This window comes from Streptomyces sp. NPDC007991 (genome assembly GCF_042958445.1).
Classification (GTDB): domain Bacteria; phylum Actinomycetota; class Actinomycetes; order Streptomycetales; family Streptomycetaceae; genus Streptomyces.
This window is the reverse complement of record NZ_JBIBJD010000013.1, coordinates 257,962-274,994: the sequence shown is the minus strand read 5'-3', so window position 1 is coordinate 274,994 and position 17,033 is coordinate 257,962. Positions and strand designations below refer to the sequence as shown.

General features: G+C 71.8%; 10 protein-coding genes and 1 pseudogene. 4 read left to right on the top strand and 7 right to left on the bottom strand.

Translation table 11 applies throughout. From position 1 onward, the window contains the following. Positions 1-36: 36 nt before the first annotated feature. From ACFZDA_RS33830 to ACFZDA_RS33820, 3 genes are read right to left on the bottom strand one after another with little or no spacing between them, the layout of a single operon-like run. Positions 37-987 carry an ABC transporter permease subunit gene (locus ACFZDA_RS33830; RefSeq protein WP_391089012.1) on the bottom strand — a complete coding sequence of 317 codons (951 nt, stop codon included), beginning with the start codon at positions 985-987 and terminating at the stop codon, positions 37-39. Continuing rightward, positions 984-2,033 (bottom strand): ABC transporter permease subunit, encoded by a 1,050-nt coding sequence (locus ACFZDA_RS33825; RefSeq protein WP_391089011.1) that lies wholly within the window; start codon positions 2,031-2,033, stop codon positions 984-986. Before ACFZDA_RS33825 ends, ACFZDA_RS33830 begins: the two co-directional genes overlap by 4 nt. Positions 2,034-2,059: 26 nt before the next feature. After that, positions 2,060-3,739, bottom strand: a complete 1,680-nt coding sequence (locus ACFZDA_RS33820) for an extracellular solute-binding protein (RefSeq protein ID WP_391089009.1) — start codon at positions 3,737-3,739, stop codon at positions 2,060-2,062. A gap of 325 nt (positions 3,740-4,064) precedes the next feature. Between ACFZDA_RS33820 and ACFZDA_RS33815 the strand changes: the two genes are divergently transcribed. Then, positions 4,065-6,902 carry a glycoside hydrolase family 3 C-terminal domain-containing protein gene (locus ACFZDA_RS33815; protein ID WP_391089008.1) on the top strand — a complete coding sequence of 946 codons (2,838 nt, stop codon included), beginning with the start codon at positions 4,065-4,067 and terminating at the stop codon, positions 6,900-6,902. A gap of 111 nt (positions 6,903-7,013) precedes the next feature. On the opposite strand, the gene ACFZDA_RS33810 is transcribed toward ACFZDA_RS33815, so the two are convergent. From ACFZDA_RS33810 to ACFZDA_RS33800, 3 genes are all read right to left on the bottom strand, one after another. After that, entirely contained in the window at positions 7,014-8,459 is a 1,446-nt protein-coding gene (locus ACFZDA_RS33810) for an aldehyde dehydrogenase family protein (RefSeq protein WP_391089006.1), read from the bottom strand. Positions 8,460-8,581: 122 nt separating this feature from the next. Beyond that, positions 8,582-10,255, bottom strand: coding sequence for a PucR family transcriptional regulator ligand-binding domain-containing protein (locus tag ACFZDA_RS33805; RefSeq protein WP_391089004.1), 1,674 nt, complete (start codon positions 10,253-10,255; stop codon positions 8,582-8,584). A 152-nt stretch (positions 10,256-10,407) separates the two neighbouring features. Continuing rightward, positions 10,408-12,555 carry an ATP-binding protein gene (locus ACFZDA_RS33800; RefSeq protein WP_391089002.1) on the bottom strand — a complete coding sequence of 716 codons (2,148 nt, stop codon included), beginning with the start codon at positions 12,553-12,555 and terminating at the stop codon, positions 10,408-10,410. 252 nt (positions 12,556-12,807) lie between these two features. Here ACFZDA_RS33800 and gabT point away from each other — a divergent pair, with 252 nt between their 5' ends. Both gabT and ACFZDA_RS33790 read left to right on the top strand, forming a co-directional pair. Beyond that, positions 12,808-14,142, top strand: coding sequence for a 4-aminobutyrate--2-oxoglutarate transaminase (gene gabT, locus ACFZDA_RS33795; protein ID WP_391089000.1), 1,335 nt, complete (start codon positions 12,808-12,810; stop codon positions 14,140-14,142). Between the two features lie 103 nt (positions 14,143-14,245). Beyond that, a pseudogene (locus ACFZDA_RS33790) lies at positions 14,246-14,460 on the top strand (phosphoesterase); the annotation flags it as partial. Between the two features lie 19 nt (positions 14,461-14,479). Here the strand turns inward: ACFZDA_RS33790 and ACFZDA_RS33785 are convergent. Beyond that, on the bottom strand, positions 14,480-16,252 hold the full coding sequence (locus tag ACFZDA_RS33785; protein WP_391088999.1) for a DapH/DapD/GlmU-related protein: 1,773 nt from the start codon (positions 16,250-16,252) through the stop codon (positions 14,480-14,482). Between the two features lie 65 nt (positions 16,253-16,317). Between ACFZDA_RS33785 and ACFZDA_RS33780 the strand changes: the two genes are divergently transcribed. Continuing rightward, a complete protein-coding gene (locus ACFZDA_RS33780) occupies positions 16,318-16,986 on the top strand; it encodes a phosphatase PAP2 family protein (protein WP_391088997.1) in 669 nt (222 codons plus the stop codon). Positions 16,987-17,033: the final 47 nt, after the last annotated feature.

Genomic DNA, 17,033 nt, shown 5'->3' with positions numbered 1-17,033 from the left:
GCCGATGACCGACAGCCCTGCGGCAAGAGGGCGTTCTCAGCCCTTGACCGCCCCCGTCAGCATCCCCTTCTTGAAGTGCTTCTGGACGAAGGGCGACAGCACGGCGACGGGAAGCAGAGCCATGACCATCACCGCCATCTGGATGGCGAGGGCCGAAATCTGGCCGGTGTTGATCTGCGCGGCGAGTCCGACCGGACGCTCCTGCTTCTGCACGAGCTGGATCATGACGTTCTGCAGCGGCATCATGTCCTGGTCGGTGAGGTAGATGGAGGCGTTGAACCAGGCGCTCCAGTAGCCCACCGCGTAGAACAGGGAGATCACCGCGATCACGGCACGGGAGAGCGGCATGACGATCTGCCACAGGATCCGGAAGTCCCCGGCCCCATCGATCCGTGCGCTGTCGGTGAGTTCCTGCGAGATGTTCATGAAGAACGCCCGCAGGACCAGGATGTTGAAGACGCTGACCGCGCTGGGCAGGATCAGCGCCAGATAGGTGTCGGTCAGCCCGAGCGCCTGCACCAGCAGGTAGGTCGGGATCAGCCCGGCGCCGAAGAACATCGTCGCGAGCAAGGTCATCAGGATCCAGCGGTGGCCGAGCGAGCCGGAGCGCGAGAGCCCGTAGGCGCACAGCACCGACACCGTCATGCTGAACAGCGTGCCGACGAGCGTGACGCCGAGACTGACAAGCGCCGCGCGCTGGACCTGGCCACCGCTGAGCAGTTCCTGGTAGGCGATGAAGGTGATGTCCTTGGGGATCACCACCAGCCCGCCGGCCGCGTCGATGGTCTTCTTCGATGACAGGCTGGTGACGATCACGATCCACAGGGGGAACAGGATCGCGAAGCAGGCGAAGGCGAGGACGATGCCCTTGGCCGCGAGTCCGGCCTTGGCGGGCTCCTCCTCCCAGGACGGGCGGGGCGGGGCGGTCCAGGGGCTGGGCTTCTTGGCCACCTCGGTCAGCGACGGCCGGTCGACGACTGTGCTCACTTCTTGTACACCCCCTGCTCGCCCATGAGGTGGGCGACCTTGTTCGCCACCAGGACGAGGGTCAGGCCGACGATGCCCTTGATCAGTCCGGCGGCGGCCGCGTAACTGAAGTCCTGGTTACGGATGCCGTTCCACCACACGTACGTGTCGAGTACGTCCGACGCCTCCGGCCCGACCGCGTCGCGTTGCAGCAGCAGCTGCTCGAAGCCGACGGTGAGGGCGTCGCCGACCCGCAGGACCAGCAGCAGGGCGATGACCGGCCGCAGCGCGGGGAGCGTGATGTGCCACATGCGGCGCCAGCGCCCGGCACCGTCCATCGCGGAGGCTTCGTACAGATCGTTGCTGACGGAGGAGAGGGCCGCGAGGAAGACGATGACGCCCCAGCCCGCGTCCTTCCAGATGCCCTCGACCGTGACCAGGTACTTGAAGATCTCCGGGTCGGTCATGATGTCGAACCCGCCACGCCCGTGTTCGCGCAGGGTCTGCGCGATGATGCCCGCGCCGCCGAAGATCTGCTGGAAGACCGTGACCACCAGGACCCACGAGAAGAAGTGGGGGAGGTACAGGACCGCCTGGGCGACAGCCCGGACCCGGGGCCTGATCACGCTGTTGATGAGCAGCGCGAGCAGGATCGGCACCGGGAAGAAGAGCACGAGCTGGAGGAAGAACAACACGAAGGTGTTCTGCACCGCGTGCCAGAACTCGGAGTCGGAGAAGACCCGTTCGAACTGCTCCAGGCCGACCCATGGACTCTCGAACATGGCGACGAAGCCGTTTTCGCTGAGGTACGGGTCGTAGTCCTGGAAGGCGACGACGTTGCCGAGGATCGGCACGTAGTTGAAGACGAGCACCAGCAGCACGGCCGGTACGGTCATCAGGACGAGCGTCCGGTCACGCCGGAAGCGGATCCGCAGGCCCAGCTTTCCCGCGGGTCTCCCCTTGCGCTTCCCGGCCGGCCGGCCCCGACCGGAGGGCCCCTCCGCCTTCGTCGTACCGTCCGTCGTCTGCGCCTCGGCCCTGCTGCGAGGCACCGTGCTGTGGGACACGGCCTTCTCCTTGCCTCAGCCTCGGGTCACTTCGCGGGACCGTTGTCGTCGAGCAGTTTCCTGTACCAGGCCCGCAGGTCGTCGCCGCCCTGCTTCTTCCAGTCCGAGACCGCCTGCTGCATGTCGCTGATCTTCTTGCGCCCGCGCACGACGTCGTCCTCGAGCTGCTCGAAGTCGTCGGCCAGGTTGGTCCACCGGTTGGGCTCGGTGATGGTCATGCCCTGGAAGGAGGACTTCTTGGTGAAGGCGCCCATCCGCTGCTGCCACTCGACCTGCTGCTTGGCTATCTCGGGCAGGTCCGGGTGGGCGATGTAGGCGGCCGGGTCGCCGGTGTAGTCGAAGGCGCCGTTGACCTCGTTGACACCCCTGGTCGTCTTCGTCGGCGCCCCGTCCTTCACCGTGTAGTCGGTGCCCTCGACTCCGTAGACGGTGAGCATGTACTCCTTGGTGCCGTACGGCGAGGCACAGTAGTTGGCCAGGGCGAGGAAGTCCTGGACGACCTGCTTGGACGCCTTCTTGTTGACAAAGGTGAAGATGTTCGCGGGCTGGACCGCCCACAGGGTCGGGTCACCACCGTCGTGACCGAAGATGTCCATCACACCCATCTCGAAGTCCTCGTTCTGGGTGCGCTGTTCGGTCGTCTTGCCCCACAGGGCGGAGAGGTCGTCGTTGTAGACGAGGGACTGGCCGGCGGTGAACCGGTTGCCCGCGACGCCCTGGTTGGCCGCCTTGGCGTCGGGGTGGACCACGCCGGCCGCGTAGAGCTTGCGGGTCCACTCCAGGGCTTCGAGATACGCCTCGGTCTCGATCCGGTTGATCAGCTTGTCGCCCTCGAGGTTCCACCACAGCGCCTTGTCGGCCCCGCTCAGCGCGCCGAACACGCTGAACGAGAGCCACTTCATGTCGTCGCAGGCCCACACCTTCGCCTTGGCGTTGGTGGCCTCCTTCGCCCAGGCCAGGAACTCGTCCGCCGACGTGGGGAGCGTGTAACCCTCCTTGTCGAAGACGTCCTTGCGGTAGAAGGGGGCGATGTTCACGACGGGCGAGGCCGGCATCGGGATCGCGCGCAGCTGACCGCCGAAGATGGAGCGCTGCCAGGCGTCGGTGGGGACGGCCGCGAGGTTCGGGTAGTCCTTGACCTTGTCGCCGGAGAGGTACTCGCCGAGGTCCGCGAACTTGGCGTTGATGGCGCTCGGTATCTTGCCGTTCAGGTTCCAGCCCGGGACGACCACCACGTCCGGGATGTCACTCGAGGCGAGAATGGCGCCCAGCTTCTCGTCGTAGGTGTTGCCGTCCTGGTTCTGCCAGCTGACCTCGACCCCGATGGCCTCGTTCATGGCCTTGTAGTACGGGTTGTTGTTCGACGGGGGCGTGCCCCAGAACGGGGCCATGATCTTGATCTTGCTGCCCTTGCCGAGCTTCTCCGGCACGGCGGTCTTCAGGGTGCTGAGGTCCAGCGGCCGGGTGAACCCCACGGCCGAGCCGTTCTTCGAGGGGATGTCGGGGCTGACGACGTTCCGCGCCACGAACGCCGGAAGGAGCTTCTTGGCGTCCTTCCCGGAGGTGGTTCCCTCCTTGCGCCCTTCTTGCGCCCCCCCGCAGGCGGCGAGCAGCGGCATCCCCCCGGCCACCGCTGCGGTGGCGACCGCCGTGGAGGCGAGGAAGCTTCTCCGGCTGGGTCCGGAGGAGGCGGCGTTCGGCGTCATTGCGTCAACCCTTCATGGCGCACCAGGACACCCGGCGGTGGGCCGTCGGCTGCGGTGTCTCGAGTGGAACTGGCTGAGCCGAAGCGAGCCTTCGACCCGGAGGCGGGCTTCCGTGTCGAAGCGCTTCGATGTTGCTGTGAGGTTAAGTGAACGCCCAGGGGTGCACAAGGGTCGTCCCCAAACTTCCTCAAAGGCACGAGAAGGGACCGTTCCTCATGCACGGCTTGAAGGGACGGCACCGGTCTCTTGACACCCGGCCCTTCGCCGACCCAGCATCGAAGCGCTTCGAAAGGGTCTTGCCGCTCCACCACAAAGGGATTCCCACGTGACCGCACACCCGCCGCCCGGTCCGCCGTTCCGCGATCCGCGCCTGCCGTTCGCCAAGCGGATCGACGACCTCCTGTCGCGGCTCACGCCGGCGGAGAAGATCGCCTTCCTGCACCAGTTCGCGCCCGCCGTCGAACGGCTCGGCATCGCCGCCTTCCGCACCGGCCAGGAGGCCCTGCACGGCGTGGCCTGGATGGGCCCGGCGACGGTCTTCCCACAGGCGGTGGGCCTCGGCGCCACCTGGAACCCGGAGCTGGTGCGGCGCGTCGGCGACGCGGTGTCCAAGGAGACCCGCGCGATGCGCGCCAAGGACCACCGGGTCGGCCTCAACGTCTGGGCGCCGACCGTCAACCTGCTGCGCCACCCCCTGTGGGGCCGCAACGAGGAGGGCTACTCGGAGGACCCGAAGCTCACCTCGGCGATCGCCACCGCCTATACGCACGGCCTGCGCGGCGACCACCCCACCTACTGGCGCACCGCGCCCGTGCTCAAGCACTGGCTCGCCCACAACAACGAGACGGACCGCTCCACGACGTCGAGCTCCGCGCGCCCGCGCGTGCTGCACGAGTACGACCTGAAGGCCTTCCGCGAGACCGTCGAGGCGGGCGCGGTGGCCGGGGTGATGCCGGCGTACAACCTGGTCAACGGCCGCCCCAACCACGTCTCCCCCCATCTGAGAGAGCACCTGCGCACCTGGACCGACGAGGACCTGCTGGTCTGCTCCGACGCGGGCGCGCCGAGCAACCTGGTCGACTCCGAGCACTACTTCGACACGCACGAGGAGGCGACGGCGGCCTCCCTGGTGGCGGGCGTCGACAGCTTCACGGACCACGGCACGGACTCCTCGCAGATGATCGGCCGCCTGCGAGGCGCCCTGGAGCGCGGGCTGCTGACCGAGGCCGACGTCGACACCGCCGTCCGCCGGCAGCTCTCGGTCCGCTTCCGGCTGGGCGAGTTCGACCCGGAGTACGACCCGCACGGCGCCACCAGCGAGTTCGACACCCCGGCGCACCGGGCCCTGGCGCGGGAGGCCGCCGAGCAGGCGATCGTGCTGCTGAAGAACGACGGGGTGCTGCCGCTCGCCCCGGAGAGCCGGGTCGCGGTGGTCGGCCTGCTCGCCGACGAGTGCAAGCTCGACTGGTACAGCGGCACGCTCCTGCACCGCTCGACCCCGCTGGAGGGTCTGTACGAGCGGTTCGGCACGGAGCGGGTGGAGTTCGCCGAAGGTGTGGACCGGGTCCGGCTGAAGACCTCCGCGGGCGCCTTCCTGCACGTGCCGGTGGCCGAGGACGCCGCCGACGAGGTGCGCGGCGCCGAGGGCGCGCTCGACCCGGCGCTGCTCACGGGCCGCACCGACCTGCCCCCGCTCACCACCGACGCGACCGGCACCGAGCTGGCGCTGGTCGACTGGGGCGAGGACGTGCTGACGCTGCGCGCGCCCGACGGCCGCTATCTCTCGGTCGCCGGCGACGGCTTCCTCCGCGCCTCCGCCGACCAGCCGGGGGGCTGGGTCGTCCAGGAGACGTTCCGCCTGGAACCGCACGGGGACGGGCACCTCCTGAAGCACCTGGGAACGGGTCGTCACGTGTGTGTCTCCGCCGACGGCGTGAAGGTTGCCGCCGAAGATCCCGAGGTGTTCGAGCTGGTCGTCGCCGAGCGCGGCGAGGAGGCGGTGGCGCGTGCCGCCGCGGCGGCCGACGTGGTCGTGGTGGTGGCGGGCAACGACCCGCACATCAACGGCCGCGAGACCGAGGACCGTACGACCCTGCGGCTGCCCGGGCACCAGGAGCGGCTGCTGCGGGCCGCCCGCGCGGCGAACCCGGCGACCGTGCTGGCGCTGGTCTCCGCCTACCCCTACGCGGTCGACCCGGCGGACCTGCCGGCCGTGCTGTGGACCGCGCACGGCGGTCAGGCGGCCGGCACCGCCCTGGCCCGTGTGCTGGCCGGTGACGTCTCCCCCGCCGGCCGCCTCCCGCAGACCTGGTACGCCGACGACGCCGACCTGCCCGGCCTCCTCGACTACGACGTGATCGGGAGCCGGCAGACGTACCTGTACTTCGAGGGCACGCCCCTGTTCCCCTTCGGGCACGGCCTGTCGTACACGTCGTTCGCGTACGAGGGGCTGACGGCCCGGGTGGCGGACGGGTCGGTGCACGTCTCCTTCACGGTCACCAACACCGGTGAGGTCACGTCCGACGAGGTCGCCCAGCTCTACACCCGGGCCGCCGACCCGTCCGTGCCGCGCCCCCGCCGCGAGCTGCTGGACCACCGCCGCGTCACCCTCGCCCCGGGGGCGGCGGCCGGCTTGAGCTTCGAGGTCCCGCTGTCCGCCTTCGCCTTCTGGGACGTGGCCCAGGACCGGTGGCGTCTGGAGCCGGGCGCGTACGAGCTGCTGGCCGGGGCCTCCAGTGAGGACGTCCGGCTGCGGACCACCGTCACGCTCGACGGCGAGCCCGCCCTGCCGCGCGCGGTCGTCGCGGGCGGGCTGGCGGCGGCCGGCTTCGACGAGCACAGCGGCATCGAGATCGTCGACCGTACGAAGGTGTCGGGCGACGCGGTGACACCGGCGGACGGGGCGAGGGGCGAACTGGTCTACCGGCGCTGCGACTTCGGGCGCGGCATCGCCGCAGTGACGGTGGAGGTGGCCGGCGAGGGCACGGTCGAGCTGTCCCTCGACGGCGGTCCTGTGCTCGCGGTGCTGTCGACCGCGACGCCCACGTCAGGCCCGTACGACTATGTCTCGCTCGGCGCTTCCGTCGCCGCCGCGGGCGTGCACGACGTGCACCTGAGACTGCGCGGCCCGCTGCGGCTCGCGCACGTCGGCTTCTCCGGTTGAGGGTCCGGAGCAGGCCGGCGTAAAGGAGGGGCCCGGCACCGGAAGGCAGCGGTGCCGGGCCTCTCCGCCGAGCCTATATGAAAATGGTTCCCATGAGCTAGTGTCGGGGCGTCAGAGAGCGAGGCCGGTGAGGACCATCACGCGCTCGTACGTGTAGTCCTCCATCGCGAACCGCACACCCTCCCGGCCCACGCCGGACTGCTTGACGCCGCCGTACGGCATCTGGTCGGCGCGGTAGGAGGGCACGTCGCCGACGACGACGCCGCCGACCTCCAGGGCGCGGTGGGCCCGGAAGGCGGTCTGCAGGTCGTGGGTGAACACGCCCGCCTGGAGGCCGTACTTGGAGTCGTTCACGGCGGCGAAGGCCTCGGCCTCGCCGTTCACCTTCTGCACGGTGAGGACCGGCCCGAAGACCTCCTCGCAGGAGATCGTCACGCCGGCCGGTACGCCGGCCAGGACGGTCGGCGCGTACGAGGCGCCGTCGCGCTTGCCGCCGGTGAGCAGCGCGGCACCCGCGTCGACCGCCTCCCGGACCCACGTCTCGACGCGCTTGGCGGCGTCCTCGCTGACCAGCGGCCCGACGTCGGTCGCCTCGTCGCTCGGGTCGCCCGTGACCTGGGCCTCGACGGCCGCGACGATGCGCGGCAGCAGCCGGTCGTACACGGAGGCGTCCGCGATGACGCGCTGGACGGAGATGCAGGACTGGCCGCCCTGGTAGTTGGAGAAGGTGGCGATGCGGTTCGCCGCCCGGTCCAGGTCCTCGTCGCTGGCCCAGTCGGCGAGCACGACGGCCGCGCCGTTGCCGCCCAGCTCCAAGGTGCAGTGCTTGCGCGGCACCGAGTCCATGATCGCGTAGCCGACCTTCTCGGAGCCGGTGAAGGAGATCACGGGCAGGCGCTCGTCCCGCACGAGGGCGGGCATCTTGTCGTTGGCGACCGGCAGAATGCTCCAGGAGCCCGCGAGGAGCTCGGTCTCGGCGAGCAGCTCGCCGATGACCAGGCCGGACAGCGGGGTCGCCGGGGCCGGCTTCAGGATGATCGGCGCTCCGGCGGCGATGGCCGGGGCGACCTTGTGGGCACAGAGGTTGAGCGGGAAGTTGAAGGGCGCGATACCGAGCACCACGCCCTTCGGGAAGCGGCGGGTGAGGGCGAGCCGGCCCTGGCCGCCGGGGTCGGTGTCGAGCCGCTGGGCCTCGCCGCCGTTGAACCGCCGGGCCTCCTCGGCCGCGAACCGGAACACGGACACGGCCCGGCCGACCTCGCCGCGCGCCCACTTCAGCGGCTTGCCGTTCTCGGCGGAGATCAGCCGGGCGATCTCCTCGGTGCGCTCGACGAGGCGCTTGCCGACGTGGTCGAGGGCGGCGGCCCGCACATGGGCCGGGGTGGCGGCGAACTCGTCCCGCACGGCGTGCGCGGCGGCCACGGCCTCCTCGACCTGCGCGTCCGTCGGCACACTCACCTTGCCGACGAGCCGCCCGTCCCACGGGGAGGTGACGTCGAAGGTGTCCTCGCCGGTGGCCTCGCGGCCGGCGAGCCAGAAGGCGTGGGTGGAAGTCATGTGGTCTCCGGCCCTTCGGCGTTGGGGTGGTCCTGGTGCTGCGGGTTCCACGGTAGGCGCGGGGTGGCCGGAGGTCGTTTGTCCGGGCCGTAGCAATAGCGGGCGGGGACACTACGGTTTGGCTACTCGGAGCTGGTGGCCTTCAGGGCGAGCCAGAGTTCCATCCGGGCGTCGGCGTCGTCCAGGGAGCGGCCGAGGATCTCCTCGACCCGGCGCATGCGGTAGCGCAGGGTGTGGCGGTGGACGCCGAGGTCGGCCGCCGCCGCGTCCCACTGGCCGTGCCGGGACAGCCAGGCGCGCAGGGAGGCGACCAGGTCACCGCGGCCCGTGGCGTCGTGCTCGTACAGCGGCCGCAGCATCCCGTCGGCGAAGGCCCGTACCGCGTCGTCCGCGAGCAGCGGCAGTACGGATCCGGCCGCCATCTGCTCGTGCTCCACGAGGACGCGCCCGCGCCGCCGCGCCACCGACAGCGCCTGCTCGGCCTGCTTGTACGCGGCGGACGCGGCGATGGGCCCGGCCGGCGCCGACAGACCCACCACCAGCTCGTCCTGCTCGCCGCCCGGCACCTTCTCGCGTACGCCGGCCCGGGCCGACTCCAGTGCTGCCGCGTACTCCCCGCAGGCCGCGGCGGCGGCACCGCCGTCCGCGGCCAGCACCACCAGCCGCTCCCCCTCCGGTACGACGAGCAGGGCCTCGCCGGCGCGGGCCGCAGCGGACTCCATGACGTCGGCGATCGCCGCGAGGGGGTCGCCGCCCGTGTCGGCCGCGGCGAGCACGGCGGCGGAGTGCCGGTCGGCGGCCGGGGCACCCGAGCGGGCCTCGGCACGGGCCAGCGCGGCCGAGGCCGACACCGGCACCCGCTCCGCGACCAGCATCCGGAACGGCGCGTCCAGCAGCCCGCCGTACAGGTCCCCGGCGACCGTGCGCGCGTGGTCCGGCTCCCCGGCCAGCAGCATGCGCAGTACGGCCGCGCCGACCCGCTGCTCGGCCGCCTGGAGGGACCGGGAGCGTTCCGTGGTCAGGGTCAGCAGCGCGATGGCCGAGTGGACGGCGTAGCGCTCGGCGGTGCCGAGGGCGGCCGCCGTGCCCACGGCGAGGGCCGCCCGGGGGCGCCTTCCCGTGCCGATGGTGTGCAGTTCGACCCGGTCCTCGTTCTCCGGTCCGCCGACCACCGAGGAAGCTGGCGCCGGCCGGTCCCGCAGCCGCTGTACGTCGCCGGTGAGGCGCGCGGCCCGTCGCCCGGCCCACTCCGGCGCCGTGGCGACGACGGCGCCCGAGGCGTCGTACAGCGCGGCCCAGCCGTCCACCTGCGAGGCCAGCGCGCCCAACAGCCCCTCGGGACCGCCGGTCTGGGCCTGCCGGGTCAGCTCCCGCTGGGCGGCGAACCCGGCGGTGACGGCCCGGTACTGGTCGGCGGCTATCGCGGCGGACACCGCCTTGCTGATGGCGAGGAACGGGGTCCTGCGCGGCACCTCCAGCAGCGGCAGGCCCTCCTCCTCGGCCGCGTCGACCAAGGCCTTGGGGATCTCCTCGTAGTTGACGCCGACGGCGAAGCCGAGCCCGACCACACCGGCGGCGACCAGCCGCCGTACGTAGCGGCGCATGACCTCCGGGTCCTCGGCGTCCAGCTTGAGGGCGGTGATAAGCAGCAGTTCCCCGCCCTCCATGTAGGGGACGGGGTCGGCGAGCTCGCTGACGTGCGCCCAGCGGACCGGCACGTCCAGGCGGTCTTCGCCCGCCCGCACGGTGAGTTTCAGCGCGGAGTGGTGGACGAGCGAGGCGAGCGTCGGGGGCATGAGGCCTTCAGATCTGCGTCAGGGCGGTGTGATCTTTGTGTTCTTTTGGCCGCCACGTATGAACGACCTGTGACGATTCTGCCTCACCGTACGGTCCCCGCGTACCCGTACCCGGCGGGAAGACGTCAGCCCTGCGGGTTCTGTAGCCCCCGTCAGCCCCGGAGATCCACGAGCAGCGGGGGTGCGTGCTCGCCCTTGACGTCGGTCAGCGACAGCACCGCGTGCCCGGCCGGCACCCCGTGCGCCAGCTCGGAGGCGGACCAGCGCTCCCGTTCGACCTGCCGCACGGTCACCGCCCGCGCGGTCGGGGCCTTGCCGGTGATGACCCTCCGCAGCATGTGCGCGGCCTTGCCCGCGGGCGTCTCCGCGATGATCTGCCGGTCGGTGACGTCCCGGGCCTCGGTCCACTCCTTGCCCCACACCTCGGCGAAGTCCTGCCCGTCCCACGGGGTGAGGCCCGACAGCGCCATTCGGCACCCGGTGGCCCCCAGCAGGGGCCCGCGCAGGGGCCGGGGCACGTCGTCCAGCGTCCGCAGGGTCAGCACGACACCGGCGTTGCCCGACCGCAGCCGCTGGATGCCGCGCACGGCCTCGGGCGTCACCACGCCGGTCGCGTCGTCGAGCAGCAGACAGGCGAACAGCGACCGGTCCTCCCGTACGGCGACACTCGCCGTGAACTGCGCGAGCACCAGCCGCGCCAGCATCCGGGAGGCGTCGGCGTGCCCGCGCTCGGGCAGGTCGATCCGCACGCGTACGGGATGGTCCAGGGCCTTGAGGGTGAAGGGACGAGTGGCCCCCGAGGTGTCGAAGAAGGGGGCGAACGCGGGCCGGTCCAGCAAGGCGACCCGATCGGCGAGCACTCCGCCGACGTCACCCGGCTGCCCCATCTGCCGCTCGCGGGCATCCAGTTCCCGCAGCAGCGACTCCTGTCCGGCGTCCTGCAGCCCCTGCCGCAGCGCGGCCAGCGGCCCCGGCGCCCCGTCCAGCAGCTGCCGCAGCTCCGGCACGGACGGAAAACGCCCGTGCACGGCCCGGAACGGCCCCAGCAACTGCGCGAGGACGGTCGTGGAACGCCGGGTGTCACTGCCCGGATGCGGATCGGCCAGATCCCCGACGAGCGCCTCGGCGAGCACGGCCGCGGCCTCGTCCGGGTCGCCGGTCCCCCCGTACAGGTCCAGGTCGTACTCGGACTCCTGGTTCCCGATCCGCACGACGACGTCATACGCGTCGGCCGGCCCGAGCCCGGCCCCCGCCGCCCCGACCACGACGACAGCGGCCCGCCCGGCGAGAGCGTGCAGACACAACGACTCGGCGAGCGGCCGCACGACGGCCCCGGTCTTACCGGAGCCGGCGGGGCCGACGGCGAGCAGAGAGGTACCGAGCAGTTCCGGGCCGAGGGCAAGGCCCGTGCCGCGGTAGGCATACGGATTGCGCGGGTCGTCGGCGCTGGTACCGAGCCTCACCTGCCCGGTGAGCAGGTCATGCCGGGCCAGCCGGGTGGGCAGGTCACGGGCGCCGGAGGGGTGCAGGCAGGCGGCGGCGCCGTGCTGGAGCACCGCACCGCTGAACGTGGCCAGACTGTGCCGCCCGCTGCGGACGCCCTGCCAGGCGCGGGCGATCCGGGCGTGATCGACGTCCCTCATGAGCCCGGCCCGCGCATCGGCGGCAAGCCGCTCGGCGGCGTCGACGGCTCCTGCGGCGCGCAGGGCGGGCCATTCGGCGGGGTCGGTTTCAGGAGTGGGCTGCGGCGTGGCACTCGGTTCGGTGCGGACCCAGGCGGCGGGGCCGAACCGGCGCCACAGTTCGGGCCAATGCCCGATCCTTCCGAAGACCGCGAAGATCGCGACGAACACCAGGCCTTCGTAGATGTACGAAGCCACGCCTCCCACGGCCCCTGCTTTGCCGAGGGCCCAGGCGTCCGGTGCCAGCACGAACCATGGCCAGAGCCAGAATCCGCCGAGATAGCCGTTGTACAGCAGCGAGCACAGCAGCCAACCGCACAGGAACGCGATCACCGCACCGCCGACCAGTTGCCGCGTCGGGATCCGCTCCGGCTCCTCCGCCGCCCGCGGCCGATGCCCGAACCGCCACACGCCGGGCGGCGCCTCGGGCCGGGGCGTACGCAGCCACGTCAGAAAGGAGGATCCGTCCGGCATCTGAGGCACCCCGGGCGCCCGGGTCGGCCGGGGCGGCACGGTGGACCCGTCCGCCGGCCTCGCCGGCACCTCCGGCGGCCCCGCCGGACGCGGCACCGGGTTCGCGTGCGTACCCCGCGCCTCCTGGGTCCCGTCGCTGTCCATCGCCCTTGCCCCCTGACCAGCCGCTCCGTCCACCATCAGCGAGCCAATCTAACGCCCTGCCCTGGGGAGTTCACCGCTTACACGGCCGGGGCGTGGGCACCAGCCCAGGAGAGCGCCATGTCCACCCCGGACAAACCGCCCCTTCGACAACGCCCACATGGAACATGCCCACCCCCCTCCCCCCGCCCTAGCCTGCGAGAAAAGAAGCGAAGTGGCTGTGTCCATTCGTCCGCACCACCCCAGGAGCCCCGCATGACCGCACTTCCGCAGGAGCGTCGCGTCGTCACCGCCATTCCCGGACCGAAGTCGCAGGAGTTGCAGGCCCGCCGTACCGCCGCGGTCGCGCAGGGTGTGGGGTCCGTGCTGCCCGTGTTCGCGGCGCGGGCCGGTGGCGGGATCATCGAGGACGTCGACGGGAACCGGCTGATCGACTTCGGGTCGGGCATCGCCGTGACCTCCGTCGGCGCCTCCGCCGAGGCCGTCGTGCGCCGGGCGTCCGCGCAGCTCGCCGACTTCACCCACACCTGTTTCATGGTCACGCCGTACGAGGGGTACGTCGAGGTCGCCGAGGCGCTCGCCGAGCTGACCCCGGGTGACCACGCCAAGAAGAGCGCGCTGTTCAACTCCGGCGCCGAGGCCGTCGAGAACGCCGTGAAGATCGCGCGGTCGTACACCAAGCGGCAGGCCGTCGTGGTGTTCGACCACGGCTACCACGGCCGGACCAACCTGACCATGGCGCTGACCTCCAAGAACATGCCGTACAAGCACGGCTTCGGGCCGTTCGCGCCCGAGGTGTACCGCGTGCCCGTGGCGTACGGCTACCGCTGGCCGACCGGCCCCGAGAACGCCGGCCCCGAGGCCGCCGCGCAGGCCATCGACCAGATCAGCAAGCAGGTCGGCGCGGAGAACGTCGCCGCGATCATCATCGAGCCGGTGCTCGGCGAGGGCGGTTTCATCGAGCCGGCCAAGGGCTTCCTGCCGGCGCTCCGCCGGTTCGCCTCCGACCACGGCATCGTCTTCGTCGCCGACGAGATCCAGTCCGGCTTCTGCCGTACGGGGCAGTGGTTCGCGTGTGAGGACGAGGGGGTCGTCCCCGACCTGATCACCACCGCCAAGGGCATCGCCGGCGGTCTGCCCCTCGCAGCCGTGACCGGGCGCGCCGAGATCATGGACGCCGCGCACGCCGGCGGTCTGGGCGGCACCTACGGCGGCAACCCGGTCGCCTGCGCCGGCGCCCTGGGCGCGATCGAGACCATGAAGGAACTCGACCTCAACGCCCGGGCCAAGCACATCGAGGCCGTGATGAAGGCGCGCCTGTCCGCCATGCGGGACAAGTTCGAGGTGATCGGCGACGTCCGCGGCCGGGGCGCGATGATCGCCATCGAGCTGGTCAAGGACCGTACGACGAAGGAGCCGCACCCGGAGGCGACCGCCGCGCTCGCCAAGGCCTGCCACGCCGAGGGCCTGCTGGTCCTGACCTGTGGCACCTACGGCAACGTCCTCCGCTTCCTGCCCCCGCTGGTGATCGGCGAGGACCTGCTGAACGAGGGCCTCGACATCATCGAGCAGGCCTTTTCCCGCATCTGACGTCGGCAGCGCACGCAGAGCGTGTGAAGAAGGTGTGCGAGGTGGATGACAGCGGCCCCTACGGCCTGTCCTGCGCTCGGCCCCTGTCGTAGGTTCTACCCAGATGAGAGATACACCCCGCCCACAGGGGACTGTGGGTGACATCAGGCCGAGGCCTCCCCAGCTTCGACCTGGTCGTGCCCTCGCGCACACAACCGGAGCCTGAGGCTCTGGATCTCCTCACCGATCGGACAGTCGCCCGCCCCAAACCCCCCGGGGCGCGCGACGTTCCGGTCCCACGGCCGCCTCGGAACCATCCCCCCGGTTCCGGGGCGGCCGACCTCCGTTTCCGGGCCTCTCACAGAGGTCCGGGCCCGACGGGCAGCGCCGGCTCCGGGCGGTGTATCCCGCGCGGGCGGTATCCCAGCTCGTCCGCGAGCCCGACGAGGTCCGCGAGCAGCCAGACGATGGCGAGCCACATCTCGGTGCCCTGGAGGCCGGGCTCACGGCCCGGACCGGTGCCGTCGGGGGTGGGGCCGAAGGGGAAGCCGCGGCCCGGCTGCCAGCGGCGCAGGGCCGCGGTGAGCTGCGCCGACGCCCAGGAACGGGCCTCCTCGGCGCGGTGGGTGGTCTGCCGGGCGCAGAGCCACAAGGGGTGGATCACGTCCAGGACGTTGCAGGCGTTCTCCCGGCCGGGTGCGAAGTGCCGGGGGTCGCGCGCGTGGTCGAGAACCGTGTCGATCACCCGCTCCGCGTACGGCACGGGCAGGCCGAACTGGGCGAAGGAGCCGCGGGTGAGCCGGTAGTAGCCGTTGACCATCTGGAGCCGCCCGGACTCGGACGTGGGTGACCCCCACATGCCCGTCCAGGGGTCGGCATGGGTGTGCAGCCAGCCGAACAGCGCCTCCGGCGCCCCGGGCGCGGCGGCCTCCGCACCGAGGCGCCGGTTCCAGTGCGCGGCGGTGGCCCAGGAGTCGACCCACGCCCCGGCGTGCCAGGCACGGTCGTGCCAGGGCAGCTCGGCCAGGTGCGCGACCAGTCGGTCCGCCGTGGTGGTGCGCACCGAGTGGACCGGGTGGGCGAAGGAACTGCCGAGCAGGTCCAGCGCGTAGCCCACGCACAGCACGTGATAGGCCGAGGCCCCGTCCTGCGGCAGCCCGGCCGGCCCGGGGACCGGCGGTGCCGCGCCGAACTCGGGGACCAGTCCGGTGCCGGGGTCCTGGAGCGCACGCAGCCGGGCCGCGTGCTCGGCGGCGGGCAGATGGGGCGGCGCTTGACCGAGCAGCAGCGCGGCGATCTCGACGGCGTCGCAGTGCGCCCGCACGGTCGGCTCGGCACCGGGCCGGTCGACGTACCGGCCGGTGCCGGGCTGCCAACAGCGGTCGAGCAGACCGGCGGCCTGAGCGCGGGCGTCGTCGGCGAATGCGGACAGTTCAGACGCAACACCCCCTGACGCGACGCCCCCTGACCCGACGCCTCCTGACGCGACGCCTCCTGCCGCGACACCCCCCGGCACCACCGCGCGCTGCCCCGCCCCACGCGGCTCCCGGCGGTCGCGTATCCGGCGGGCCGGGTTGCCGGCCGCCACCGTCCACGCGGGCAGGTCCTTCGTGACGACCGCGCCGGCGCCGATGACACAGTGGTCGCCGATGGTGACGCCGTCCACGACGACCACGTGGGAGCCGATCCACACATCGTCGCCGACCGTGATCCCGGCGCTGGTGACCGGCTGCTGATGGACCGGCAGATCGGGCGAGAATCCGTGGTTGAAGGCGAGCAACGAGCTGTGGGCGCCGATGCGCACCCCGTTCCCGAGGGTGACGGTGCCGCGCACCACGGTGAAGGGGTTGATCGTGCAGTCGGCGCCGGTGCGTATCTCGCCGGTGACGTAGGCGTGGGCCGCGATGTACGAGCGGTCGCCCAGGGACAGATGCTCCGGGTACACGGCGGCCGTCTCCGCGACGAAGCAGCCCTCACCGAGCCGCACGGACGCCGCCCCCGCCCCCGCTCCCCCGAGCAGCCGCTTCTGCCGCCGCTCCTGTGCCGCCCGCTGCTCCGCCGTCGCCTGCTGGGCGTAGAGCCATGGGCAATGGTCGAAGAGGCCGTCGTCGTCGCTCTCCGGCTGGTTCACGTGATCCTCCACTGGGGTCGCGCGGGTGGACAGTGAACATCCGAGCCCGTGCCAAGCTGGGTCTCATGCCGATCTCCGGGGACCAGGATCTCGACAGATCCGCCACCGCGCAGCACCCTCGCTTCCTCGTTGTCCTGCTCGGCATCCCGGCGTTCCTCTTCGCCCTGATCACGTGGCAGGTCGTCGCGGACGGTCCGCTCGTCCGTCTCGACGAGCGCGTGAGCCGCGGCCTCCTCCACCCGGACGGTCTCGCCGAGTTCCTCTCCGACCTCGGCAACGTCCAGGTCGCGCTCCCGGTCCTCGCGGTCGCCCTCGGTTACGTCGCGCTACGGACCCGCGGTACGGACCGCTGGTGGCTGCCCGTCACCGCCGCGGCCCTCCTCATGGCGCTGGTTCCGGTGCTGATCGTCCCGCTCAAGGAACTCACGGACCGCCCGGGCACCCCGGCCGTCCCACCCGGCACCGGCTACTACCCCTCGGGCCACACCGCCACGGCCGCCATCGCCTACGGCAGCGCGACCCTGCTCCTGCTCCCCCGGCTCCGCACGCCCCTCGCCCGCCGCGCCCTCGTCACCGCCTGCCTCGCCCTCATACTCGGCGTGAGCTACGGCCTGGTCCGCCATGGCTACCACTGGCCCCTGGACGTGGTGGCCAGTTGGTGCGTGTGCGCGGTGCCGCTGTCGTCGCTGTGGCTGTTCCTCGGGCGGACGGCACCACGGGAGGAGCCCCGGTAGGCCCTCATCTCCGTCCCGGGTCGCCGGCCCCGCCGCCGCCTCTCGAC

Excerpts from the sequence above, each read along its gene's own strand:
- gabT (WP_391089000.1), top strand. The coding sequence starts at position 12,808 with ATGACCGCACTTCCGCAGGAGCGTCGCGTCGTCACCGCCATTCCCGGA.
- ACFZDA_RS33805 (WP_391089004.1), bottom strand. The coding sequence starts at position 10,255 with ATGCCCCCGACGCTCGCCTCGCTCGTCCACCACTCCGCGCTGAAACTC.
- ACFZDA_RS33810 (WP_391089006.1), bottom strand. The coding sequence starts at position 8,459 with ATGACTTCCACCCACGCCTTCTGGCTCGCCGGCCGCGAGGCCACCGGC.
- ACFZDA_RS33800 (WP_391089002.1), bottom strand. The coding sequence starts at position 12,555 with ATGGACAGCGACGGGACCCAGGAGGCGCGGGGTACGCACGCGAACCCG.
- ACFZDA_RS33780 (WP_391088997.1), top strand. The coding sequence starts at position 16,318 with ATGCCGATCTCCGGGGACCAGGATCTCGACAGATCCGCCACCGCGCAG.
- ACFZDA_RS33820 (WP_391089009.1), bottom strand. The coding sequence starts at position 3,739 with ATGACGCCGAACGCCGCCTCCTCCGGACCCAGCCGGAGAAGCTTCCTC.